Annotated in this window: 27 protein-coding genes and 1 tRNA gene; 14 read left to right on the top strand and 14 right to left on the bottom strand. The window is 33.5% G+C overall.

Annotation, left to right across the window (positions count from 1 at the left end; translation table 11 throughout):
- Window positions 1–3: 3 nt before the first annotated feature.
- From Q0X14_RS02850 to Q0X14_RS02825, 6 genes are read right to left on the bottom strand one after another with little or no spacing between them, the layout of a single operon-like run.
- A complete protein-coding gene (locus Q0X14_RS02850) occupies window positions 4–558 on the bottom strand; it encodes an NADH-quinone oxidoreductase subunit I (RefSeq protein WP_297842171.1) in 555 nt (184 codons plus the stop codon).
- Entirely contained in the window at window positions 558–1,631 is a 1,074-nt protein-coding gene (nuoH, locus tag Q0X14_RS02845; protein WP_297842169.1) for an NADH-quinone oxidoreductase subunit NuoH, read from the bottom strand. The genes Q0X14_RS02850 and nuoH overlap by 1 nt, the downstream gene beginning before the upstream one ends.
- The gene (locus Q0X14_RS02840; RefSeq protein WP_297842166.1) at window positions 1,628–2,743 is read right to left on the bottom strand and encodes an NADH-quinone oxidoreductase subunit D; all 1,116 of its coding nucleotides are present in this window, start codon (window positions 2,741–2,743) and stop codon (window positions 1,628–1,630) included. The genes nuoH and Q0X14_RS02840 overlap by 4 nt, the downstream gene beginning before the upstream one ends.
- Before the next feature lies 1 nt (window position 2,744).
- A complete protein-coding gene (locus Q0X14_RS02835) occupies window positions 2,745–3,275 on the bottom strand; it encodes an NADH-quinone oxidoreductase subunit C (protein WP_297842162.1) in 531 nt (176 codons plus the stop codon).
- Window positions 3,272–3,763 carry an NADH-quinone oxidoreductase subunit NuoB gene (gene nuoB, locus Q0X14_RS02830; protein ID WP_290663176.1) on the bottom strand — a complete coding sequence of 164 codons (492 nt, stop codon included), beginning with the start codon at window positions 3,761–3,763 and terminating at the stop codon, window positions 3,272–3,274. The genes Q0X14_RS02835 and nuoB overlap by 4 nt, the downstream gene beginning before the upstream one ends.
- Window positions 3,764–3,765: 2 nt before the next feature.
- A complete protein-coding gene (locus Q0X14_RS02825) occupies window positions 3,766–4,200 on the bottom strand; it encodes an NADH-quinone oxidoreductase subunit A (protein ID WP_297842158.1) in 435 nt (144 codons plus the stop codon).
- A gap of 159 nt (window positions 4,201–4,359) precedes the next feature.
- Between Q0X14_RS02825 and alr the strand changes: the two genes are divergently transcribed.
- From alr to ftsE, 11 genes are all read left to right on the top strand, one after another.
- On the top strand, window positions 4,360–5,478 hold the full coding sequence (gene alr, locus Q0X14_RS02820) for an alanine racemase (RefSeq protein WP_297842156.1): 1,119 nt from the start codon (window positions 4,360–4,362) through the stop codon (window positions 5,476–5,478).
- Entirely contained in the window at window positions 5,478–6,332 is an 855-nt protein-coding gene (locus Q0X14_RS02815; protein ID WP_297842153.1) for a hypothetical protein, read from the top strand. Before alr ends, Q0X14_RS02815 begins: the two co-directional genes overlap by 1 nt.
- Window positions 6,333–6,345: 13 nt before the next feature.
- On the top strand, window positions 6,346–7,413 hold the full coding sequence (locus tag Q0X14_RS02810; RefSeq protein WP_297842151.1) for a mannose-1-phosphate guanylyltransferase: 1,068 nt from the start codon (window positions 6,346–6,348) through the stop codon (window positions 7,411–7,413).
- Window positions 7,414–7,514: 101 nt separating this feature from the next.
- Window positions 7,515–8,276, top strand: coding sequence for a dihydroorotate dehydrogenase electron transfer subunit (locus Q0X14_RS02805; RefSeq protein ID WP_297842148.1), 762 nt, complete (start codon window positions 7,515–7,517; stop codon window positions 8,274–8,276).
- Complete coding sequence (locus Q0X14_RS02800; protein ID WP_297842146.1) at window positions 8,273–9,190, top strand: dihydroorotate dehydrogenase; 918 nt, start codon at window positions 8,273–8,275, stop codon at window positions 9,188–9,190. Before Q0X14_RS02805 ends, Q0X14_RS02800 begins: the two co-directional genes overlap by 4 nt.
- Window position 9,191: 1 nt before the next feature.
- On the top strand, window positions 9,192–10,448 hold the full coding sequence (locus tag Q0X14_RS02795) for a folylpolyglutamate synthase/dihydrofolate synthase family protein (RefSeq protein WP_297842144.1): 1,257 nt from the start codon (window positions 9,192–9,194) through the stop codon (window positions 10,446–10,448).
- A gap of 162 nt (window positions 10,449–10,610) precedes the next feature.
- Window positions 10,611–11,858, top strand: coding sequence for a transcription termination factor Rho (rho, locus tag Q0X14_RS02790; protein ID WP_290663205.1), 1,248 nt, complete (start codon window positions 10,611–10,613; stop codon window positions 11,856–11,858).
- 18 nt (window positions 11,859–11,876) lie between these two features.
- Window positions 11,877–13,139, top strand: a complete 1,263-nt coding sequence (locus tag Q0X14_RS02785) for a GWxTD domain-containing protein (RefSeq protein WP_297842141.1) — start codon at window positions 11,877–11,879, stop codon at window positions 13,137–13,139.
- Window positions 13,136–14,122, top strand: a complete 987-nt coding sequence (pdxA, locus tag Q0X14_RS02780; RefSeq protein ID WP_297842138.1) for a 4-hydroxythreonine-4-phosphate dehydrogenase PdxA — start codon at window positions 13,136–13,138, stop codon at window positions 14,120–14,122. The genes Q0X14_RS02785 and pdxA overlap by 4 nt, the downstream gene beginning before the upstream one ends.
- Window positions 14,079–14,834: a class I SAM-dependent methyltransferase gene (locus Q0X14_RS02775; protein ID WP_297842135.1), complete on the top strand. Its 756-nt coding sequence runs from the start codon at window positions 14,079–14,081 to the stop codon at window positions 14,832–14,834. Before pdxA ends, Q0X14_RS02775 begins: the two co-directional genes overlap by 44 nt.
- A complete protein-coding gene (gene ftsE / locus Q0X14_RS02770) occupies window positions 14,834–15,508 on the top strand; it encodes a cell division ATP-binding protein FtsE (protein WP_297842133.1) in 675 nt (224 codons plus the stop codon). Before Q0X14_RS02775 ends, ftsE begins: the two co-directional genes overlap by 1 nt.
- On the opposite strand, the gene Q0X14_RS02765 is transcribed toward ftsE, so the two are convergent.
- The 3 genes from Q0X14_RS02765 to Q0X14_RS02755 form a co-directional block, all read right to left on the bottom strand.
- Complete coding sequence (locus tag Q0X14_RS02765) at window positions 15,505–16,164, bottom strand: adenylate kinase (RefSeq protein WP_297842130.1); 660 nt, start codon at window positions 16,162–16,164, stop codon at window positions 15,505–15,507. The genes ftsE and Q0X14_RS02765 overlap by 4 nt on opposite strands.
- A 44-nt stretch (window positions 16,165–16,208) precedes the next feature.
- On the bottom strand, window positions 16,209–16,703 hold the full coding sequence (gene tadA, locus Q0X14_RS02760) for a tRNA adenosine(34) deaminase TadA (protein WP_366522793.1): 495 nt from the start codon (window positions 16,701–16,703) through the stop codon (window positions 16,209–16,211).
- Between the two features lie 224 nt (window positions 16,704–16,927).
- Window positions 16,928–17,001: transfer RNA gene (locus Q0X14_RS02755), tRNA-Arg, on the bottom strand.
- 116 nt (window positions 17,002–17,117) lie between these two features.
- On the opposite strand from Q0X14_RS02755, the gene Q0X14_RS02750 reads away from it, so the two are divergent.
- From Q0X14_RS02750 to Q0X14_RS02740, 3 genes are all read left to right on the top strand, one after another.
- Window positions 17,118–18,164 (top strand): tyrosine-type recombinase/integrase, encoded by a 1,047-nt coding sequence (locus tag Q0X14_RS02750; protein ID WP_297842125.1) that lies wholly within the window; start codon window positions 17,118–17,120, stop codon window positions 18,162–18,164.
- A gap of 199 nt (window positions 18,165–18,363) precedes the next feature.
- Window positions 18,364–19,521, top strand: coding sequence for a hypothetical protein (locus Q0X14_RS02745; RefSeq protein WP_297842121.1), 1,158 nt, complete (start codon window positions 18,364–18,366; stop codon window positions 19,519–19,521).
- Window position 19,522: 1 nt separating this feature from the next.
- On the top strand, window positions 19,523–20,749 hold the full coding sequence (locus Q0X14_RS02740; RefSeq protein WP_297842119.1) for a DNA methyltransferase: 1,227 nt from the start codon (window positions 19,523–19,525) through the stop codon (window positions 20,747–20,749).
- A 3-nt stretch (window positions 20,750–20,752) separates the two neighbouring features.
- Here Q0X14_RS02740 and Q0X14_RS02735 read toward each other — a convergent pair whose 3' ends face one another.
- From Q0X14_RS02735 to Q0X14_RS02715, 5 genes are read right to left on the bottom strand one after another with little or no spacing between them, the layout of a single operon-like run.
- Window positions 20,753–20,968, bottom strand: coding sequence for a hypothetical protein (locus Q0X14_RS02735; protein ID WP_297842115.1), 216 nt, complete (start codon window positions 20,966–20,968; stop codon window positions 20,753–20,755).
- Between the two features lies 1 nt (window position 20,969).
- A complete protein-coding gene (locus Q0X14_RS02730) occupies window positions 20,970–21,254 on the bottom strand; it encodes a hypothetical protein (RefSeq protein WP_297842113.1) in 285 nt (94 codons plus the stop codon).
- 10 nt (window positions 21,255–21,264) lie between these two features.
- Window positions 21,265–21,684 carry a hypothetical protein gene (locus Q0X14_RS02725; protein WP_297842110.1) on the bottom strand — a complete coding sequence of 140 codons (420 nt, stop codon included), beginning with the start codon at window positions 21,682–21,684 and terminating at the stop codon, window positions 21,265–21,267.
- 1 nt (window position 21,685) lies between these two features.
- On the bottom strand, window positions 21,686–22,417 hold the full coding sequence (locus Q0X14_RS02720) for a hypothetical protein (protein ID WP_297842107.1): 732 nt from the start codon (window positions 22,415–22,417) through the stop codon (window positions 21,686–21,688).
- 3 nt (window positions 22,418–22,420) lie between these two features.
- The gene (locus tag Q0X14_RS02715) at window positions 22,421–25,180 is read right to left on the bottom strand and encodes a hypothetical protein (RefSeq protein ID WP_297842105.1); all 2,760 of its coding nucleotides are present in this window, start codon (window positions 25,178–25,180) and stop codon (window positions 22,421–22,423) included.
- Window position 25,181 lies beyond the last annotated feature (1 nt).

Below are 25,181 nucleotides of genomic sequence, written 5' to 3'. Positions count from 1 at the left end.
ATATTAAGATTCTTTTTTAGGTTCTTCTTTTGGTGCTTGTTTAGCAGCAGCGTCTGCTGCAGCTTTTTCAGCCATAAATTTTTCGTAATTAAGTTTTTTCTGCTCCCTTTCTTCGGGAGTTAAAGTAACAAAATCATATATAAGATTTTCTCTTTCATATTCAGAAAATTCATAAACATCTGTCATATAAATACACTCAGTCGGGCAAGGGAATACGCATAACTGACAATAACAACATTTTGCAAAATCTATGTTAAACTTTGTAACCCATAAAACTTTTTTCTTACCGTTTGAAGTCTTACCAAGGTCTTCACCCGGAACTGATTTTACAGTTTCAATTTCAATACAACTAACAGGACAAGCTCTTGAGCATTGATCGCAACCAATGCAATCATCCATATTTACATATAATCGGTTTCTTTCTCTCTCAGGAAGTTTTAACTTAACATCCGGATATTGAATAGTAACAGCAGGAATGAATAAGTGTCTGAAAGTAATTTTCATTCCAACAAAAATCGTGTACAGAGCAGTAAATATGTTATTAAAATATTCTTTCATCAGATTAAAGTAATTATTCCAACAATTAAGAGATTAACAAAAGCAATTGGTATAAGATATTTCCAGCTTGCTGTCATAAGCTGGTCTACACGAAGTCTCGGTAGTGTCCATCTTAACCACATTTGAACGAAGACAAAGAAAACTCCTTTGAAAGTAAACCAGAAAAATTGTTCTACAGGAATTAGCCACTGCATATCCAATGTATTACCCAAATATCCGAATGGCGAATGATATCCACCAAAGAACAATGCTGAAACGATTGCAGATACAGCAAACATATTAGCATACTCAGCCAGGAAAAACATTGCGAACTTCATTCCTGAATATTCTGTATGATAACCTGAAACCAATTCTGATTCTGCTTCGGGAATATCGAATGGAGTTCTGTTTACTTCAGCAAGAGTACTGATATAAATAATGAAAAATGCAATTATCATAAACGGAATTAAGAGAAACTTCGCAAGACCAAGTTCAGGACCACCAAATATATTCCAGTTCCAAAAGTAAGCTGTTTGATTTTCAGAAAGCGTCATAAGATTTGTTGTACCGGTGAACATCACTAGAGTAAGTACAACAAGAATAGTAGGAATTTCATAACTAACGATTTGAGCAGCAGAACGCATTGCACCAAGCAAAGAATATTTATTATTCGATGCCCAGCCAGCCATCAAAATTCCGGCTACAACTAAGCCAGTAACCGCAATAATGTAGAAAATTCCTAAGTCAATGTTAGCGCCTATGTAAGCACTTGTAAATGGAATAGCTGCGAATGCTGCATAACTTCCTGCAAATACAAGCACAGGTGCAATATTGAAAAGTAACTTATCATTTTCTCTTGCAATAATGTCTTCTTTCTGAAGAAGTTTTATGATGTCAGCGATAGTTTGCAAAATTCCGTGATAGCCAACTCTCATTGGTCCTAATCTGTCCTGCATATGGCCGGCAACTTTTCTTTCAAGAAGCACTGCAATCAATGCAAAGGGAAGTATGAAAATCAAAAGTGGAAGACTTGCGGCAATAAATCCAGCAATGATTTCGTTTCCAATGAGATTATTAAAGAATTCGTAAATCATCTATCAACCTCTCCTAAAACTATATCAACACTTCCGAGGATTGCTACAACATCTGCAACCATATGTCCCCGACAGAGTTCATCCATTATTTGTAAGTTCACAAAAGAAGGAGCACGAACTTTAACTCTGAAAGGACTTGTAGAACCATCACTAATTAAAAAGTAACCAAGTTCACCACGAGGGTTTTCTACTCTTGCATAAACTTGTCCAACAGGTGGCTTAATTCTTTTTGGAATTGCAGAAGTAACATCACCTTCAGGAAGTTGGTCAAGTGCTTGTTCAATTATCTTTAAGCTTTCTTCCATTTCACGAACACGGACAAAATATCTGTCCCAACTATCACCAACAGTTCCCATTTTACCTTCGCCAACAGGAATTTCAAAATCAAATTTATGATAGACTGAATATGGATCATCTTTTCGCAAATCCCATTTCATTCCACTGCCACGCAACATTGGTCCGGTAACTCCAAAGTTAATTGCTGTTTCAACAGGAAGAATTCCAACATTGGCAGTACGATCGATAAAAATTCTGTTATATGTAAGTAAGTTGTTTAATTCAACAAGGTTAGGTCTGAATTCTTTGATAAATTCTCTCGTAAGTCTTTCAAAATCCGGATGAAGATCGTGTGAAAGACCACCGGGCCAGATATAATTATAAAGTAATCTTGCACCGCAGGTTATTTCAAAAAGATGTAGAATTTTTTCACGATCACGAAAACAATATAGGAATGGTGTGAAAGCACCAATATCAGCACCGTAAGTTCCAATTGCTACAAGATGTGAGGCAATTCTTTGAAGCTCAGCCATTATTACTCTTATGTACTCAACGCGTTCTGGAACCTGAATGTTTAATAATTTCTCTACAGCGATTGCATATCCTAATTCATTTCCCATTGCAGCAAGATAATCCATTCTGTCTGTGTAAGGAACCACTTGTTGATAAGTCATCGCTTCACAATGTTTCTCAAAGCAGCGATGAAGGTAACCAATGTGAGGGACAACTTTAGTTACAATTTCGCCTTCGAGAGTAAGTTCGAGTCTTAGCACTCCGTGTGTTGACGGATGCTGCGGACCCATATTCAAAACCATTTCTTCAGTTCTAACACTCATATCAATAAGGTACTTTCATTCCTTGATAAAATTCAGGATTCTGATAATCCTTTCTTAACGGGTAACCAAATTCCCAATCGTAAGGCATTAATATTCTTCTTAAATCAGGATGGTTGATAAATTTAATTCCGAACATATCATAAGCTTCGCGTTCGTGCCAGTTAGCTGATTGCCAAATTTCAGAAACCGAAACAACTTCCGGATTTTCTCTTGATGTTGATGTCTTTAATACAAGTTTATGTCTGAGTGAGGTTGATTCGAGGTGATAATAAACGCTTAAAGTTCCGCCTTGCATAACTTCATTGCCAGCTTCATCTTTAATTTTCTGACCATTAAAATCATCAACTCCTGAAAGGCACATTAACGAATCAAACTGCAAATCAGGATTATCTCTTAGAAAAAGAGAAATCTTATCAACATCCAAAGGTGATATGATAATGAATTGTTCTAAAGGAATATCTGTTTTCAGTGTAAGTTCTGAATCAGGAAAATTATTTTTTAATATCTGAAAAATTTCTTCAGTAGTTTTCATGCGCTTTTCTTTACCATTGATTCATTACGGATTTTTTCTTGCAACTTTAATAATCCTTCAAGTAAAGCTTCTGGTCTTGGCGGGCAACCAGGAACATAAACATCCACAGGAATAACACGATCAACACCTTTCAGGACATGATAACCATGTTCCCAATAAGGTCCACCACAATTAGAACAACTTCCCATCGAAATTACATATTTCGGATCAGGCATCTGTTCGTATAATCTTTTAACACGCAGAGCCATTTTAAGAGTAACGGTTCCGGAGACTATAATTACATCCGATTGTCTTGGAGAAGGACGAGGAATAACACCAAATCTATCAAAATCATAATGCGAAGCTGAAGTTGCCATCATTTCGATTGCACAACAAGCCAAACCAAAACCAACTTGCCACAAAGAAGATAATCTTGCCCAGTTGAATAGATCTTCGGTAGTTGTTATGATAATATTGCCATCAGAAAATTCTTTATCTAATAATCCCATACTTAAACTTCCACAGCTTCATTTTTAATGACAGTTTGAGTTGATTTGGTCTTCTTTATTACGGGAGGTTGTGGTCTCGGTCTATCCCACTCAAGGTCACCTTTCCTCCATTCATAAGCCATACCAATTGCAAGTAAGATCAGAAAAAATCCACCAACAAGAAATCCAGCCCAACCGAATTGTTTGTAAACCAAAGCCCAGGGAATGAGTAAAACAACTTCAACATCAAAAATTAAAAATATGAGAGCAACAACATAAAACCTGATATTGAATTTTATCCACGGAGAACCTTCAGGGTTTTCACCGCATTCATAAGTTGTGAGCTTTTCGTAAGTAGGGCGGGCAGGTCTGATTAATCTTGATACGGCAATTGCAACAATCACAAAGAGAATTGCAATCAGGAGAAAGATGAAGACTTTGCCGAATTCTGTTATCATTATTTTCTAAAAATTGTTTGACAAAATTAGTTTCACTTGTTAGTAATGTCAAGAATTTACAAATAACACACTTCAAGATAGTTTGAAAGCAAATTTCTAACTAATTTTGCGCCAGTAATTTTTTTGTTAATAATTGGAAAAAATTTGTAAAAATTAAGCATGCGTTCATCTCAGGCAATAATAAATTTATCAAATCTAAAAAAGAACTTCTCAAACATTAGAAAAAAAGTTTATCCTGCTAAAGTAATGGCTGTTGTAAAAGCTGATGCTTATGGTCATGGAGTGAAAGAAGTAGTTAATACTTTAAAATCACTTAATGATAAACCAGAGTACTATGCTGTTGCATTAGTTGATGAAGGTATTGAGCTAAGAAAATATGGTATTAAAGAACCAATTCTTGTTTTTGATGCAGTAGCTAATAATAATGTCGAAGATTATCTCAATTATAATTTGATTCCGACTGTTTTCACAATCAAAGATTTAGATTTTCTAAAAGTTGCCAGAAAAAAAAATAATTACAGAAAGAATATTTGTGTTCATGTAAAAGTTGATACAGGAATGAACAGACTTGGTGTCAACTACAAACACGCTTTTGATTTCATAGAATATCTTTCTTATCAAAAAGATTTTATAATAGATGGAATTTATACTCACTTTGCAACTTCTGATGTTTACAATGATTCGTTTGCTAAACTCCAACTGAAAAGATTTAAAGAGTTAATTGAAAAACTTCGTGCAAAAAATTTTTCAACCGGATTAATTCATGCTGCAAACAGTGGAGCAATAATTAATATGCCTGATTCATACTTTGATATGGTTAGACCGGGAATTTCTTTGTATGGTTATTATCCTTCACAGCAAACAAATGAATCAATCAAATTATTTCCTGTAATGTCAGTTATTTCCAAAGTTGCTTCATTCAAAAGAATTGAGAAAGGTGATACAGTTAGTTATAGTAGAAAATTCAAAGCTTCAAAACCGACTAATATTGTTTCAGTAAGTTTAGGATATGCAGATGGATACTCAAGAAAAATGACCAACAAATCTTTTGCAATTATCAATGAAAAAATTTACAGACAGGTTGGTGTAGTTACGATGGATAGAATTATGTTTGATGTTGGAAATGATAAAATTAATATCGGTGATGAAGTAATACTTTTAGGTAAATCTAAAAAACACGAAATTTCGGGTTGGGATTGGTGCAATATTTTAAAGACCATTCCTTATGAAATTACCTGCAACATAAGTAAAAGAGTTCCAAGAATTTATATCGAATAATGGAATTTATTAAACAATACATTACTCAAAGCATCAGTGCTGCAGCAAACAGCTTAAGGCTGAGTACACATCAAATTGAAATTGTAGCTTTGCTGAAAGATGCTATTATCAAATCGGATAATTTGGGTAATGATTTGATTAAAATGAAAAAAATAACTGAGCTTTCAACGCTCGCAATTAAGTTAAATGAGATTTATAATTTTCTTAATCAAAATACAATTGACTTCTTTAAAATTTCCGATCAGTTCAAAGACCATAGCAGAAATCTGATTAAAGATTTAAACCATCTTCTTGATACTACAACTCCATTATCATTCAAGAATGCACTCGAAAAATTAAATCCTAAAGAAGAATCTTTAACTGAAAACAATGAAGAAATAAAAGTAGACCTCTCAAAAAGAAAATTTGATGATGAAATCTTTCTGAAACCTGAAACAGAGAAGATTAAAGAAAAAATAATTCTTGATGATGAAAGTGATAACGAAGAACTATTCATTCAGAATTTTGAAACAAACATTTTAAAACCCATCAAACCGTTAGACCTGATGTTAAAAAATCTAGCAAAGGATGATTTTGATTACGAAGAAATTTCATCTTTCATCAAAGTGATGTCTGATAACGGAAAATTGTCGAAGAAAATCGGATTTGAAATCATATCAGATATGCACGAAACAATTGCTCAAACACTCACACTTATCAAAAACAGAAAGCTGATGCCCGGGAAAGAAATAATTGAAGGATTAAGAGCTTGTTTAATCGTAATAGTTGCAGTTGTTAAAGGTAAAGAGGTAGATATTACAAATTATCTTAATCGGGCAGACGAATTACAACAAAAAATTTCCAAAATAAAATAGAGGATTCATACTGATGAACATTTATGCTGTTATAATGGCGGGAGGAGTTGGTTCCCGTTTCTGGCCAAGAAGCAAAAAAGCATTACCAAAACAGTTGCTGAAAATTTTTGGTGATAGCACTATGATTCAGGCAACGGTTGAACGAATCGATGATCTTATTGACAGAAATAAAATTTTCATTATCACTAATGAGATACAAGCACCGGAAGTTAAGAATCAGTTAAAAGATATTCCTGAAGAAAATATTATTGTTGAACCATTCGGAAGAAACACTGCCGCTGCAATTGGTTTGGCATCAATCATCATAAAAGCAAAAGATCCGGAAGCTGTTACAATCGTTCTTCCGGCAGATCACATAATAAAAGAAGAAGAAATTTTCAGAAACACTCTTCATAATGCTGCTAAGTTTGCTTTTGAAAAGAAAGCATTAGTAACAATAGGAATTCATCCAACAAGACCTGAAACAGGTTATGGATATATTCAGATTGATGACAAGAAAATTCAGGATAACATTTATAAAGTTTTAACATTTGCTGAAAAACCGAATTACGCTACTGCTGTCAGATTTCTTGAAAGCGGTGATTTTCTTTGGAATAGTGGAATGTTTATCTGGCGTGTTGATACAATTCTTGAAGAAATAAGAACTTATATGCCTGATTTATTTGAAGGTCTTGTTGAAATTGAAAATCATCTTAACAAAAAAGACTTTCACGATGTTCTGGTAAAAACTTATGGACAAATGAAAAAGATTTCCATCGATTATGGAATTATGGAGAAATCAACTAAAGTTTATCTTACAAAAGGATTTTTTACCTGGAGTGATGTAGGAAGTTGGGAAGAGGTTTATCAATTATCCGAAAAAGATTCGAACGGTAATGCGCTGGTTGGTAAAGTTTATACTGACAAAGTAATTGATTCGTATATTTATTCACCGGATAAATTTACTGCAGTAATTGGAGTTGATAATCTTATCATAATAAACTACGATGATACATTACTTGTATGCAGAAGAGACAGAGCTCAGGATGTTAAAAATATTGTTGAATACTTAAAGATGAATAAAATGGATGAGTATTGTTGACACTTTTTTCGATATGATTTTCTTTTCTAAATTTGTATGGCAGTTCAAAAAGTTTTTTTACTTGCCTTTAAATTCAATTCATTATTTCAATTGAGGACAAGTTGCTTATTGTTAATTCTCCGGTTAAAGAGATAAAAGAGATACAAAAAGATATTTTTCTTCAAAAAATTTATTCACCCGAAATTGCACGACAGATTAAACCTGGTCAGTTTCTTAATATTCGTGTCAGCGAAACTGTTTCTCCATTATTAAGAAGACCTTTTAGTATCTGCGATGTTGATGAGGATTACATCTATCTGATGTTTAACATATTTGGCGAAGGAACAAGAATACTTTCGCATAAACATATTGATGACACTATTGATATTCTTGGGCCACTTGGTAATGGCTTTAATTTTACAAATGATTTTGATACTGCTATAATTGTTGCAGGTGGACTTGGTTCAGCACCATTTCCTTTCCTCACCAGATTGCTAAAGGATAAGTTCGATATCTACAGCTTTGTCGGTGGAAGATCTAAAAACGATGTGATTACTTATAATCTGTTAAATGTGCAAACAGCAACAGATGATGGCTCGCTCGGCTTTAATGGAAATGTAGTTCAGTTATTTGAAAAAAATCTTCCATCGTTCAAATCAAAGAGAATTAAAGTTTTCGGTTGCGGACCAAATGCAATGTTAAGAGCTTTGAAAGAAGTTTGCATTGCTCACAATATCAATTGTGAAGTTTCAACTGAGTGCGCAATGGCTTGTGGTTTCGGAATCTGTCAGGGTTGTCCAATTGAATCAACTGAACAATCAGATAAGTATCTGCTTGTTTGCAAAGATGGTCCTGTTTTTAATGTGAAGGATGTGAAAATATGAGCACGGTTGATTTATCCGTAAGTATTGCGTCGCTTAAACTTCGTAATCCGATAATGCTTGCATCGGGTACAGTAGGATATGGAAATGAAATTGCAGAGTTTATTGACTTAAATAAAATCGGAGCAATAGTTACAAAGTCATTGAGTTTGAAACCAAGGAAAGGAAACGCACCACAAAGAATAACTGAAACTCCGGCTGGAATGTTAAACGCAATTGGTCTTGCAAATGTTGGAGTTGAGGTATTTCTTAAAGAAAAAATTCCTTTTCTTAAGAAGTATGATGTTCCTTTAATTTGTAATATTGCTGCAAGCTCTGTTGAGGAGTATGTTGAATGCACAAAAATTTTAACTGATGAAGATACTATCAAAGCGTTTGAGATAAATGTTTCGTGTCCAAATGTTAAAGAAGGTGGATTGCAATTTGGAAATAATCTTAGTGCGGTTGGAAAAGTAACTGAAAAAGTCAGAGCGGTTACAAATAAACCATTGATAATAAAACTTTCACCAAATGTTTCTTATATCCACGAATTTGCAAAAGTTGTTCAAGATTCCGGCGGTGATGCAGTTAGCGCTATAAATACTTTGGTTGGAACTGCATTTAATATTTTTACGAAGAAACCGAAGATTAACAATGTATTCGCCGGACTTTCCGGTCCAGCGATTAAACCAATAGCTCTTGCAAAAGTTTTAGAGATACATCAGAAAGTTGATATTCCTATAATCGGAATTGGTGGTATTATGAACTGGAAAGATGTTGTGGAATTTATGATTGTTGGTGCATCAGCAGTACAAATTGGTACTTTAAACTTTATTGATCCAACAGCGCCAATAAAAATTTTAGATGATTTGGAAAATTATTGTAAGCAGATGAAAATTAATTCAATTTCAGAATTAACCGGATCATACATCATATAAAATGGACTTAAAACAATCTCTCGAAAAACTTTTTTCTCTTCATACATTCGGAATAAAATTAGGTCTCGATAACATCCGAAAGTTTTTGGAGCACATCGGTAATCCACAAACATCATTAAAGGCCTTTCATATTGCTGGCTCAAATGGAAAAGGCAGTACTTCTGCTTTCATTGCAAGCATACTGATGGAAGCCGGATATAAAGTAGGGCTTTATACATCTCCTCATTTCGTTCGTTTTAATGAAAGAATAATTATTAACGGGAAGTATATTGAAGATGAATTCATCGCTGATTTTATAAATAAGCACAATGACTTTATTGATAAACACGAATTAACATTTTTTGAAGTTACCACTGCAATGGCTTTTGAATACTTCAAAACAAAGAAAGTTGATTATGTAGTTATTGAAACTGGTTTAGGTGGAAGATTGGATGCTACGAATGTACTAAATCCACTTGCTAGTATAATTACATCCATCTCGCTTGAACATACTAACATTCTTGGTGATAAAATTTCACAAATAGCTTTTGAGAAAGCTGAAATCATTAAACCTCACGCCAAAGTATTCATTGGTAAACTATCGGATGAAGCGGAATCAGTAGTGGAAAAGAAATGTGAATCAGTTAAAGCAAAACTTTTCAGATTGGAAGATTACCTTATCGAGAAAAACGGAATAGTTGAACTCTATACAGAAGAAATTGAACTTCAGGATTGGGAGATACCTCTAAAAGGGAAATATCAAAGATATAATGCTGCGCTTGCTGTTCTTTCTGTTACAAAGACACTCGATATAGATGACCCCAGAATTGTTTATGACGGAATTAAGAATGTAATCAAAAACACTTTGATTCAGGGAAGATATGAATATATTCGCAAGCAACCTTTTATATTACTTGATTCTGCACATAATCCGGATGGATTAAAAGTATTTCTGAATGAGTTTCAGCAAGAGAGAAAAAATTATTCAAAAGTATTTTTACTTTTCAGTGCACTCAAGGATAAAGACATTGACTCGATGATAAAATTGTTGTCTGATCAATTTGATAATTATTATCTGACTGAAATCAATTATGAAAGAGCTGAAAAGCTGGATGATTTGAAGAAACGATTTGAAGCATCTAACATAAAAGCTGAAACGGTTATTGATAAAAGAAAATTTATCTCGGATTTTCTTAAAGGGGATAAGAACAATTGTCTGGTAATTACAGGCAGTATGTATCTGCTTGGAGAAATTAAATCAATATTAGAGGAACTTTGAATCTTGACAAATTAAACTTCTTACTTTATGTTTGAAGTAGTCCTCAGGTTCCTTTCAACATTTATGAAAATCCCCGAGAACTTATCAGGATAAATCAATTTGAAATCAACTATAATCAAAAAACTAAATCAAAAACAAATTACAGGATAAACAAAAATGCCGATGGACATTTCTGAATTAAAGTCGAAGAAAATTGTTGAATTAAACCAGATTGCAAAAGACTTAGGAATTTCCGGTTATAGCGACTTGCGAAAGCAGGAACTTATTTTCAAAATTCTCGAAGCACAAACTGCTAAAGATGGATTAACCTTCTCAAAAGGTGTGCTTGAGGTTTTACCGGATGGATACGGATTTTTAAGATCATCAGATTATAATTATTTGCCATCGCCTGATGATATTTATGTTTCACCTTCGCAGATTAAAAAATTTCTTTTAAGAACCGGCGACTTTGTTAGTGGTCAGGTGAGACCACCAAAAGAAGGTGAAAGATTTTTTGCTTTACTAAGAGTTGAAGCTGTAAACGGTCTTCCACCTGAAGCAATTCGCGAAAGAACTTTATTTGATAACTTAACCCCTGTTTATCCTACTAAAAAAATACAACTTGAATCTGCACCTGGTGAATACTCGATGAGAATAATGGATTTACTCGCGCCGATTGGAAAAGGTCAAAGAGGTTTGATTGTTTCTCCTCCTAAGAGTGGTAAAACTATACTTCTTCAGAAAATTGCAAACTCAATTACAAGAAATCATCCTGAAATAAAACTTATAATATTGCTGATTGATGAAAGACCGGAAGAAGTAACTGATATGGAACGCTCTGTAAAAGCTGAAGTAATAAGTTCAACATTTGATGAACCTGCTGAAAGACATGTTCAGGTTGCTGATATGGTGATTGAAAAAGCAAAAAGAATGGTTGAAGCTAAAGAAGATGTTGTTATTCTACTGGACTCAATTACCCGATTGGCAAGAGCACACAACCTCGTTGTCCCTCACAGCGGAAAAATTCTTTCAGGTGGTGTTGATTCAAATGCACTTCACAAACCAAAAAGATTTTTTGGTGCCGCAAGAAATACTGAAGACGGAGGAAGTTTAACTATTATCGCCACAGCATTGATTGACACAGGAAGCAGAATGGATGATGTTATCTTTGAAGAGTTTAAAGGAACTGGAAATATGGAACTTGTTCTTAATCGTGATTTGAGTGACAGAAGAATTTTCCCTGCAATTGATGTTAACCGTTCCGGAACAAGAAGGGAAGAGTTGTTATTGAAAGAAGAAGACTTACAGAAGATTTGGATTCTGAGAAAGATACTAAGCGAATATTCTCCTGTTGAAGCAATGGAATGGCTGCTTGATAAGATGCGCGGAACGAAGAACAACAAAGAGTTCTTAGCAAATATGAATAGCTAAATATTCAATCATTGATTGATGAAAAAAATATTTTTGATACTTTTCATTTCATTCTGCCCGATAATTTTCGGGCAGAATGGTTTTTTCTACAAAAGAGAAATTCCTGTTTTCAGACCAAACATTCACACTCAATTTCTAATCTATAAATTAAACGATGATTATCAGATAACTTATCTTTATAAAATTCCTTATTCACGACTGGTATTTGAAAAAGTAAATGATCATTTTGAATCTCAGTTTGAACTGGCTATTGAAGTTAAGAATAAAGAAAATAAAATTGTAAAGAGAGAATTTGTAAAAGATAAGCTTGTGTCTTATAACTTTGATGAAACTATTTCACACAACAAATTTCTTGAAAATTTTATAACTCTTTATTTACCAAAAGATGTTTATACTTTTCAGATAATTTTTGAAGATAAATTAACCAACAGACAAAGACCTCAGCCACCAATAAAAATTTCAATTGGCGATTCGGTTACTAATTATTCGCCTATTCTGATAAATAACAAACAATCGAACGGAAAATATTCAGTAGCTAACTTTTCCGGAATAATACCATTCAGTAAAGAAAATTACGATTTAATTTTTTTCTCTGATAAAATTCTCGCAAGCGAAAAATACACTGTCAGAATCCTGCAGAAAGATTCTGTTTACTCAGAACAGAACTTAACTGCTTCAGTTTTTGGTAAACCAGTATTTGAAAAAGTGAATGATAAAATTTCTGTTAGCTTTGATTCAACTTATGCTTTAAATGGAATTATTATCAGGGATGTGAATAAAAAATTATTTGAAGGTGAGTATAAATTAAAATTGCTTTCAGATGATGGGGAAGAAATTAATACTGCCTCATTAAAAGTTAACTGGTTTAATAAACCTTTCTCACTGAATGATGTTGATTTTGCTTTAGAAATGATTTCAAACATCGAATCAGAAAATGCTTTTGATAATCTGTTGAAAAAAAATCTGAGCAGTGAAGAATTATTAAAACAATATTGGAATTCAAAAGATCCAACACCTGAAACTTCGTTTAACGAATTGATGGAAGTTTTTTACAGAAGAGTCGATTATGCTGAATCGAACTTTCTCAATCTTTCCGGAACATCAGGAGCCAAATCAGACAGAGGAAGAATTTATATTCAAAATGGTCCGCCTGACAGAATAGAACGAGGTGTAAACTTTGATGGAAAGATTACAGAAACCTGGTACTATGAAAATCCCAAAAGAGTTTTTGTATTTGTTGATAGAAGAGGTGATGGAAGTTTTAAACTTGAATCACAATGAAAAAAAAATTTTTATTTACTTGTGGTGATATAAACGGAATTGGTCCGGAAATATCTTTAAAGCTTTTCAATCAACTTCTTAAAAAGAAATACACTGACCATTACATTTTTATTTGTCCCTTAAATGTATTTGAGTACTATCAGAAATTGTTAAAAATTAAACTCGAATACAAAGTCATATCAAATGTTACAGAATCTGAACAAAATATTATTAATCTTATAGCACTTAACAATTCTGAACTTAACATAGGCAAGCCAACTAAATCATCAGGAAAGACTGCATATCAATCACTAATTACATCAATTAAAATTCTCAAAGCAAAAACTGCTGATGCTGTAATCACTTCTCCGGTTTCAAAGCATGCTTTTGAACTTGCCGGAATATACTATCCCGGACAAACTGAAATTCTTGCCAATGAGTGCAATTCTAAAAACTACATGATGATGTTTCTTTCAAGGAAAATGAATGCTGCACTTGCAACTATTCATATTCCAGTAAAAGATGTCAGCAAGTCGCTTTCAGTTAATCTTATCAAAGTTAAGATTCAGATTTTATTACAAACTTTGAAAAAAGATTTGGGAATTGATAAGCCCAAAATAGCAGTTCTTGGATTAAATCCTCACGCAGGTGAAAAGGGAAGAATAGGCAACGAAGAAAGAGATAAAATTATTCCTGCATTGAAATCATTTGGTGAAAATGTTTCAGGTCCTTTTGTTCCCGATGCTTTTTTTGCAAATCACCTTTATAAAAATTTTGATGCGGTTTTGGGAATGTATCACGATCAGCTTTTAATTCCATTTAAGATGATGAACTTTAACAACGGCATTAATTTCACTGCAGGATTACCAATTATCAGAACTTCACCAGACCACGGAACTGCTTTTGATATTGCCGGAAAAGGAATTGCAGATTACAAGAGTTTGTTAGCTGCATTCAGATATGCAAAAATCATTTCAACCAACCGCAGTAAAATTGAAAGATAATTACAAATATGTCTCAGATATTTATGATCAACTGATGGAAAAAGTTGATTATAAATTCTGGGCAAATTATATAAAAAAATTATCTTCACTTTACATCAGGAGAAATTCACGCGTTCTCGAAGTTGCAGCAGGCAATTGTAATTTAGCAAAGTATTTATCTGATTATTTTAGTTTTTATGTTGCGAGCGATATTTCTATTTCAATGCTAAAGAAGAATAAGTCAAAAAATTTGAATAAGGTTTGTTGTGATATGACTTCTCTTCCATTTAAAACTCATTTTGATTTGGTGATTTGTGCTTTCGATAGTTTAAATTATCTTACTAACAAAAAAACAATTGCCGGATTTTTTGTTGAAATAAAAAATGTCCTTAGCGAACAAGGAATATTTTTATTTGATGCTGCTCTTGAAAGAAACAGTTACAAACATCAGAAATATGCAATTAAAAAAGGTAAGCAAAATGGTGTATTGTTTAACAGGCAAAGTTTATATTTGCATAAAAGCGGAATTCATAAAAATATTTTTGAAATTATCTATCCCGATGGAAGTAAGATGAAAGAAATTCATCGCCAGAAAATTTATCCTTTGGAATTTTATTTTGAACTACTTGATAAATGTGGATTATATGTAGTCGAGTGTTTTAATGCTTTCACATTTCGTAATTGTAAATCGAATGATCTTCGTGCACAATTTGTAGTAAAGAGGAAATACTGATGCTGTCAATTAACAATCTAACTTTTCATTATAAAAACCAACCGCTGTTTGATAATATTTCTCTTGAGCTTGCGCCTGGTGAGTTCGCATTTTTAATTGGTAAAAGTGGTAGCGGAAAAACCACATTATTGCAATTAATTTATATGAATGTTTTGCCGGAGTCAGGAACCATAACTGTAGGGCAATTCAATTCATCTTTGATAAAGAAAAATCAGTTAGCATTACTTAGAAGAAAAATCGGAATTGTGTTTCAGGACTTTAAATTGCTTAGCGATAGGAATGTTTACGAAAATCTTGCATTCGTGCTGGAAGTAACAAACACACCCAAACGAGATATAAAAAGAAAAGTTAATGATGCGTTAACCGAAGTCGGATTGTCGCATAAAAGATTAAATATGCCAAATCAACTTTCTGGTGGCGAAAAACAAAGAGTAGCAATCGCAAGAGCGATACTTAATGATCCACTCATAATTCTTGCAGATGAACCAACTGGAAATCTTGACCCTGAAACATCTTCAGAAATCCTGGACTTACTGATGAAAATTAATAAAAGAGGAACAGCAATTCTTTTCGCGACTCATAATTATGAATTAGTGAGGAAAAATTCTAATGCAAGAATTTTCAAAATAGAAAATGGAAAAATTACAAAGGGATACTTAAAACAGTCTGTTTAATTCTGAACTTTTTTCGATTTCAATACATCAATCAGTTCTTTGTTCACTTCTTCAATAGTTCCGAGTCCATTTATTGTTACAACTTTTCCTTTTGATTCGTAATAACCAAGCACAGGTTTGGTGTTGGTCTCATAAACTTTCAATCTTTTTCTTATTACATCTTCTTTATCATCATCGCGAAGATAGAAACTATTTTCAGCTCCACACTTTGGACAATTTTTAAGTCCTTCAATTTCACTCAAAGTAAAAATACTTCCACAAACTTTACAAGCTCTTCTTCCGTTTAGTCTTTTAATTATTTCTTCTTCATCCGCAGTAATATGAACGAGCAAAACATCATTAAGGTGCAATTCAGCGAAAAGTTTATCTAAAGCTTCCGCCTGAATAGTAGTTCTCGGAAAACCATCGAGTATAAATCCGTTTTTACATCTTTCGGATTTAAGGACATCTTTAATTATTCCAATCATAATATCATCGGGAACAAGTTCACCACGATTCATAATTTCAGCAGCTTTAAGTCCAAGTTCTGTTTTATCCTGAACTGCTTTTCTTAAAATATCGCCTGTTGAAATATGAGGAATGTTAAATTGTTCTGAAAGAAGTTTTGCCTGTGTTCCTTTGCCCACACCGGGAGAACCGAATAGAATAATTTGCATTAATTTCCTAAATCTTTTCTGGAAAATTAGAAGTATTCATTTTCTTAAGCAAGATTATCCTTGCCCATTGGAAAGATTTTATTTCTTTTTTTTGAAAAGAATGCTTTAAGCAATTGTTCACTCTCTGAAGCCATTAAACCCGAATATACTTTTATTTTATGATTTACCTTGAATTCTTCGGCAAGATTATAAACACTACCGCAAGCACCGAATTTTGTATCATAAGTCCCAAAATAAAGTTCATTTATTCTTGAATTTAACAAAGCACCTGTACACATTATACAAGGTTCAACTGTTACATAAATGCTGCATTCGTTTAATCGCCAGTTGCCAATATGATTTGCAGCCGATGTAATGGCAATCATCTCTGCGTGTGCTGTTGCATCTTTAAGTCTTTCGACCTGATTATAACCACGACCGATAATTTTATCCTCATAAACTACTACTGCACCAATTGGTACTTCGTCATCTTCAAAAGCTTTCTCAGCTTCCTGAAGTGCTGCATACATAAATCGATATTTATCTTCTGAAAAAATCAATGCCACTGATTTCACTAATTGACACGAATTTGACTATTTAATTGAATGCATTTATTAAAATAGAAATTGCTTTTTAAGTAACTGAAACTTTTATATCAAAACTGAAAATTCAACTCACGAATTGATACAAATTTAATTAGTGATAATTTGTGCAATTCGTGGCTAAAAATAAAAATGTACAACTCAGCCAGAATTGTACATCTTTTAATATTCATTGGAATTTGTACGCCCGTAGGGACTCGAACCCCAAACCGCCTGATCCGAAGTCAGGTGCTCTATCCAATTGAGCTACGGGCGCATCAAAAAAGTGTTTTTTCCGCTATTTTTCGCAATATATTTTGTAAGCAACAAATTGATTTTATGATTTTGACTCCATAATTTGGAGTCAAAATTTTTAATAAATTGGAGAAAAAATTGTACCTGCGAAAAAGGGGAAATTATTATCATATAGTTTATACTTCCAACGGTAAAAAAACTTCAATTTCTACTGGTAAAAAAAAATATAAAGAAGCAAAAATTATTTTAACAGAATTCCGGTTAAATACCGCACCGATAAGCACTGTTTTAAAAGAGTTTGATAAAAAACATAAAATCACACAAATAAAATATAAAGATTTTTGTGAAAAATATCTACTATACTCAAAAGTTCATCACTCAGAGCGATACACTGAAATTATTGAAGATTGCCTTCTGCTATTAGAAAACTTTATAAAACCTAATTGTTATCTTTCTGAAATATCAACCATCCACGCTAAAAAACTATTCTCTCTTAAGCAAAAATATGCTTATTCACATAACAGTATGTTACGTACTTTAAAATCGATTTTTAACTATGCCAGGAGAGAAAAACATATACGTATTAATCCTTTCCTGGGAATAAAAAAAATACCCACCCCCAAGAATAATCCGATTTATATTAACAAAGATGATTTTGTAAAGATAATAGGCGAAGTAAAATATAGAATCTATAAAGCTTTCTTCATAATACTTTACTATACAGGTATGCGTGTAAGTGAATTGATACATCTGCGATGGGTGGATATTGATTTAAATAAAAAAGAAATCTACGTGCGAAATCACGATTCTTTCAGAACAAAAAGCCACAGGGAAAGAACAATACCTATGAACAACCGTGTGTATCTTGTATTTAGGTATATGAGAAAATTTAAAGACCCGAAAATCAATTACATATTCTACGAACCTGAGGGTCGCGAGAATTTTAAATTATTTGATAGAAGAAAAATATCCAAACTGTTCAAACATATAGTTAGACAACTTGGTCTGAATCCGGACTATAAGCTTCACGGTCTGAGACACACTTTCTGCACTAATCTTGCAAGGCAAAAAGTGTCTATTCACGTTATTAAAAAACTTGCAGGGCACTCAGATATTAAAACAACTGAAGTTTATCTATATGCTTCAGACGATCAGCTTGTAGAAGCAATTAGAAAACTTACTTAGGAATTTGTAAACAATTTTTTATTTTTACTCTGCCTATGAAAAAAGTAATTGACTATATAAAACGAAAGTGGTGGTTTTTACTAATCGTACTTGCTCTGATTATACTGAATATAATTATCTGGAGAAGCATATTCAGTCATAAATTCCAAGAAACCAGACCACTGAAAAAATTCACATACTTAAGTATAGGAGACAAACTTTGGGAGAGAAAACTACATCAAAGTTGAACTTTTTGTTACTGAGTCGAGCTTTTAATATCAAGGATATTGACTTGGTTATTACTATTTTAAAGAGTCCTCTGGAATTAGCCCTTAAACTTACCAACCATATAATTGATAAAAATTTAGAAGAAATTTCTCAAGATTTGGATGACATCAAAGGATTCAGTGCAGGAATCACTTCTTCAAATCGTTTTGAGAATTTTATTGCAAAGTATCACGGTGATTTATTTAAATTTCAACAATATTATCATAGTTCATACAGAGCAAGACAGGGTAAAGTAATTGAAAACCTTCTTGCTGAGGTTTTAAGGGAAAACGAAATTTTAGTTGCTGATACAGCTGCAGGTGCTCGTCAAATTTTGTCAGTTAATTATAAGAACGATATTGGGAAGACTGATGTAGATATATTAGGATTAAAAAATAATAAAATCCTTATTATCCAACTTCGTTCAAGGGACGATACAGGAGGTACAACCGCAAAAGCATCTTTAGTGAAATTATTAAAAATACTCCTTGAGCAACCCAATATTATTGATAGTGGATTGGAAATTTTATACCTCATACACATATTTAATTCTGATTCTGAACTTCAAAAGCAATCTTTAATAGACAACATAGCTGAGTATCTTAACATAGTAAATAAAAAAGAATTTAATTCAGATATTGTTGCTTCTGGTTATTCGTTTTCACAAAAAAAAATATTACTAAAATTATCGTATGGTCATAAGCAATTTGCTGATACAGTAGGTAACTTCTTTAGTATAAAAAGTAATAATCTAATAGATTCAATTAATAAGAATATTGAATTATTGTCTTCCTGGGATGACTTGTGGACATCTTATGTTGTTGCATCTTTTGAATTGAAAAATATTGTTGAGAAAGGTTCTTCATCGTTCGATTACTTAAAAACTATTCTGAACAGCCTCAAAAGCTCCTCTGAAAAAGTTCAATTAAATTATAATAGTATTGAGGAACTCCAAGGGTCAATAAATTTGATTAAAACGAAGGTAATTGAAAATTGGAAAGACTCAGACTTGATTCCGGTCAGATCACCCGCAGACCAATCTTTTTATATCGAATTATTGCTTTATTTATATGCCATAAATTCAATTAAGAACAAAATATCGATTGATTAATATGAACGAAAATTTAAGAGAAATAAGTTTTAGAAATCTGGTTTCGGAAATCAGTGATACTGGTTATTTAACACACTCAATTCACTATTATCCTGCTAAATTTATACCTCAAGCAGTTAAATATTGTATTAGTAGATATTCAAAGGAAGGTGATATTGTTATTGATCCTTTTGCTGGTAGCGGTACAGTTGGACTTGAAGCAGTCTTGGAAAATCGGTCAACTTATCTGCTTGATTTGAATCCTATGCTGAATCATATAATACCTTTGAAAATTCCAACAATTAAAACTTACCTTTCACAAACAAAATTGTATGAATATATTGAACAGATACTTGAAAGCGATACAAGTTTTGTTCCCGATTGGAGCAAAATTGATTATTGGTATCCAATAGAATTTTTAAATAGAATTCAAAAATTATGGGGTGGATTAAATAACCTTCATAATTCTACCTATAAATTGATTATTGAATCTTCACTTCTTAGAATTAGTAAAAAATATTCATACGCGGAACATAAGGTACCAAAACTTTTCAGATCTAAAAGGAAGATTGAACAAATCAATACTCTAGCAAAAAAACGCTGGTACAAGTCACTAATCTTAGACCTTTACAGTCTTTCATCCGAAACTCTACAAAAGGTTAACCAAACTGTTGATCTATTGAAAAACAGAAAAATAAATATTTTCTTTAAAGGAGGGGTTGATTCGTCAACTTATAATTATGGTAAAGAAGATTCGTTCGATTTGCTTGTGAGCTCACCACCTTATCTACAGGCTCAGGAATATATCAGGACTGCCAAACTAGATTTGTACTGGTTAGGATACTCTGAGGCGCAAATAAAGGAATTAACAAAGCTTGAAATTCCATATCGAAAGCCAACTGAAATTATTAGTACTCCTTCTCTTGATGCACTCAAAGAAAAGATTGAACGCAAAGATTTAATTGAGCTTGTCGACTCGTATTTCTGTCATACGTTAAACACTTTTAAAAACGCTATGTATCACATAAAAGATGGAGGCATCATATGTATTTTTATTGGTAACCCCAAAGTTGATGGTGAGGAAGTAGAGATTTGGAAGATATTCAGGGAATATTTTGAAAAATTAGATTTTAAATTAATTGAAGTTCTTGAGGATAAAATAGTAACAAGACAGCTTTTCAGTTCGAGAAACAATAAAAATCCTGAAGGTATGAAGTCTGAATTTATGCTTATTATGAGGAAAAACTAAGTTTTACTTGCCTTCAAGATATTTCTGAACAAGCGAAACGCCTAATATTGAAGCAACAATCAGTATAATATCAGGTGTGGGTTCAAATTTCGGTTGCCTGTCGATGACACGTGTATAAAGCCAATCAAACACGAAAGTTATCGATATGAGAATCTTCACAAATCGTGTTGATGATATATAACCTCGTGATGAAAGAAGGTATTTGATAAACTTAAGCATATTATTTATTTAAGAAACTTGATATAAAATTTATAGCAAGAGTGATTGCCGCTGAAACAAGCGCCCCGATTAAAGTTATGTTACTTTTTATTACCGCCCGCCACTGTTCTAAAGATGAAACTCTCGTTGTCATCGATTCTATGCCAGATAATATGTTATCGAGCTTTCTGTCTGTTTCGCTGAATTTTCTGTCTATGAATTTATCTGTTTGAACGAGCCGCTCTTCAATTGTAGCAAGTCTTCTTTCTATTGAAAGTTCACGATTGATTGAGAAATTGCCGTCCATAGAAAAAACCTTATGTGCTTCTGATTATTAGTGATATTGAATATAAATCGAATTCATCCTTTTTTATTTCGACCGAGTCAGTTTCAATTATGCCGGTAATCGTTTTTTTTACCAGCGCATCGTCATAGTGGATTAACGTGAAAGGTTGAAAGCTGTTGTTGAAAGATTTCAGGAAAGTAACAAAATTGTCTTTGTCGGATTCAAGTAATCCTGACCAGGTAAGTTCTGTTTTTTCCGATGCAATCAGGTTATATGCTGTTTTGTAATCCGGAAATTTCACCGCAGTAAAAGAATCAGTACCGTCAGCGGTGGGTGGAAATTCGATGCTTACTTTATAGTTCTGATCATAAACGGGAACTATAAAGCTGTAATTGCCGGTCTGTGACGGGTCCGAATAAATTTTCGGTACTTTTAATTCAAGGTACTGCACTTTATAACTCCTGTATAGAAATTGAAACGTTGAAATAACCAGCATACGGCTCCATGTATGTTAACCCCCTGAATATTCCGAAAATCCAGCTTTCAGAATTATTCAGGTCTTCAATTAACCACATAGGCAGGCACCCCTTGCCTAAAGTAAACACCTGGATTAAGTTTTGTTTTTCTGCTTCAGTGATGAAATTGAATTCAAGCGTGTAGGATTTTCTGAGTCCCTGATTTGCGAAACCATCATATTTGGTCTGACCAAGTAAATTGAAATAAACTTTTGATAACTCATATTTGTGAGTTGTTGATTGTATTTCAAGTCTGAAATCAGAGGGGAGTGAATACAATCGCCCGAAGCTTAAATTTTTTAATCGGAGATCAACCCCGGTTGGATTTATGCGATAATAATTGCTACCCTGATTTGAATAGATGATTAGCTTTTTATTAAGACCATAAATTCCGCCCGCGTTCATATTTATTATGGTTTCAAAATCTTCTTCAGTTGAAGACTGAACAACAGGTGTAGCAGTGTAGTTTTCAGTCCATAAAACAAGGGCCTGTGTGCCTGGATTTATCTGCGGGTAAGAGAAATAAATCCTTGAAGTTGATGGTATTAAAGCATATTCCTTTGTGTCAGTTGAGAAAGCTTTTCTTAATTCATATTGAGATAGCTGTTCATCACAGGAGAAGTTAATTTGCGCGCAAAAATTTTGATGCGGAACCAATATATAACTCATAGCTTAAACTCTTATGATGTTGTAAGCAGATAAATCGTGTAATTGAACGGCAGTTATTTCAACCCTGTTAATTGATTTTCTTATTGATGTGATAACAAAAGCTGAATATACCGTTTGATTGTTGACTGTTGCTGTGAAATTTTCAGCGCCAGCAAAACCTTTTATATGTAAACCAAGGAGCGTCTTTGGTACGTTAGCAACGCCTACTACATCACCAACGTTAAATCTCAGATAACTCAGATTGTCAGTTTCAAACTGAATAACTCTGTGTCTATTGGCTCTCTGATTCAATAAGAATTTTGCAATCATATATGCCTCTGCATCTTCACCGGCATATAAAGTTGAATTATTCCAAACCGGCGCACCAATCTGTGGCTCAATCAGTTCAGTCCAATATTCTGAATTTGTCGGTGGTATATTTTTACAGGTTTTCGCACATCCGTAATACTTACCTGAGTAGCTAACCACATCAACAGTTACATAGGAACTGTATTTCTTTTCAATATTTTCAATAACAAAAGTGTTATTTTCAACTGTGTTATTGGCTTTCCAGAAGGAATAATCATACTGTGTTTCATCGAGTCTGAAGTGTTCGTCAATTACGAAATCATCAAGTCCGTGCATATAATCGGTTTTAATATGATTTATTTCGGCGGCGACTTCTTTAGCATCTGTAAGTGACATATCAAAAACAGTTGCATCAGCATAATCAAGAAAATCAACAATATCCTGTTCAGTATAGGTGGCTTTCAGGATTGCAATATTAAAGCTATCATCCTCAGATACATATACTGAAAAAGGTTCTGCTTGTTGATATTCATCAATAAATTTATCAAGTGTAATTTCTTTGTCAATAACAAATCCGGAAAAATCACGTTTATTTGAGAATACTGACTCCCACGCGGAATTGATTTTCTGATAGTTGAAGGTGGAAGCTAATTTTGTTTCACCTGAACGTCTTAACAGGAATTCAATAAATTCATAAGGACGTTTCATCAGATAGTTGTTTATTCCGGCAGGCGCTGAAATTAATTCATCTGAGATTGTTAGCGTGTAGCCTTCGGTTGCCCCATATAGATTATCACCAAAGGATAAATCAATCGCTCCGGCAGTCAGGTGATATGCTTTATAGAGTTTCACTTTATCGTCTGTTGAGGCTGAAAATAAAGTTATAGTTGGTGCAGTGAATTCAATCGCCGCACCAAGATTCTCTCCGGTAAAAGATTCTCTGTTGATAAAGGGGGCTTTTCCCATATCAGGTGTAATATACTCGTTGCCTTGTAATCCGATATGCCTGTTGTTGTCAGCTTCTGCAAAATCATAAAATAAAGATCCGGTCTGGTTTGTAAATATTCTTGCCTGTGCGTTATACCAGTAATTATAAGGTTCTGTTTTACAGTCATCAGGCGTTAATAGTCCCAAAGTTCCGGCTCCGAGATATTGAGGTAAATTTCTTGCCTGAAGGTCAAAAGGTTCTCCGCAAAAACCATCCTTCCAGTGATGAATAACAAAAGGATATATATCAACCGCCGTCCAGATATTATCGTGGAAATAACCCATCGCGCCGATATTTATTTCCCACCTTCCAAGCAAAAAGCCTTGCCCGCCGTTATTGGAATCTGTTGAAGGAATATGAATTCGTCGGAGCTTTCTTATATGCCCTTGTTCATCAACCCTTAAATTTTTGTTCAAGTCAAGTTTCGCTTTAACCCACAGACGTAAAAAGTTTGACCTGTTATTAGTAAATACAAAAGGTGCTGTGTTCAGATTATTAAACACATCAGGAAAATTATCCTTATTATCATATGAACTTGCACCCTCAATAGTAAACCAGGAAGGCAAATCTTTACGCGCTTCATATCTTAAAGGTACTGTAACGAATATATTTCCATCACGTTTAGTATGCCCACCCTGAAAGGGTAATAAAATTCCCGGCGAAAAATTCTCATCGGGTGTAACAATAGTATATACCTTAAGTATATCGCTTGTAAAATCAGTTTCATACAGCGGCGTGTAATAATCATCGTTCTCTATAAGAATTGATGAAGCTGTCTTGTTGATATTGAAGTGCTTTATGTTTGTGCGGATGTTCGATTGATTTACAACTGAAGTTGAATATTTATTGTCAATTGATGAGTAATAACGCTTCCAGTCAATCGAGTTATTCTGCAAATACGGAACAATAGGAGAGCACCAGTGTTTTCCGAATACAACGGGAAGTACTTTTTTATCAAACTCCTTTAATATCTTAAATCCTGCTGGCACGGGGTCATCGCCTATTGTCTGCGTGTCGTAGTTTATCTTCCTACCCGCTATCTGCCTTTCGGGAATTATAGAAGTTTTACCGGTGATAATAATCGAACTGTTGCCGAAATTAACATCATCCACCCAGCCGTCAAAAGCTCTCAGGCTGTCCTGAAGTGAAAGCCCTTCATAAGTCATGAATATAACTAATCTTCTTCCGAATATATGCTTATAAACAAAGTCATCAAAAATCGAATAACCGTCAGGGGTCTGGTAATCTGAAAGTACCAACCGCGGTGATGTTACAGTAATATTGTTTTTCTGACTGAGAATATTCCACTGCTGCGTTATATCAGAAAATTTATTTATAATACCAAGATATTGTACTCCGTCAACTACTGTTTGAGTTGTTGCAACCGCAAAATACTCAGTGTCGTTATAATACAGATGAGCGAGAATTATTTTGCGGGTATCCTTATCTGCTATTCGTTGTTTGAAATTGTCAGATAAAATAATCATA

The sequence above is a fragment of the Ignavibacterium sp. genome, from assembly GCF_025998815.1.
Taxonomy (GTDB): Bacteria; Bacteroidota; Ignavibacteria; order Ignavibacteriales; family Ignavibacteriaceae; genus Ignavibacterium.
The sequence above is the reverse complement of the archived record's forward strand: the minus strand, read 5'-3'. Positions and strand labels throughout refer to the sequence as shown.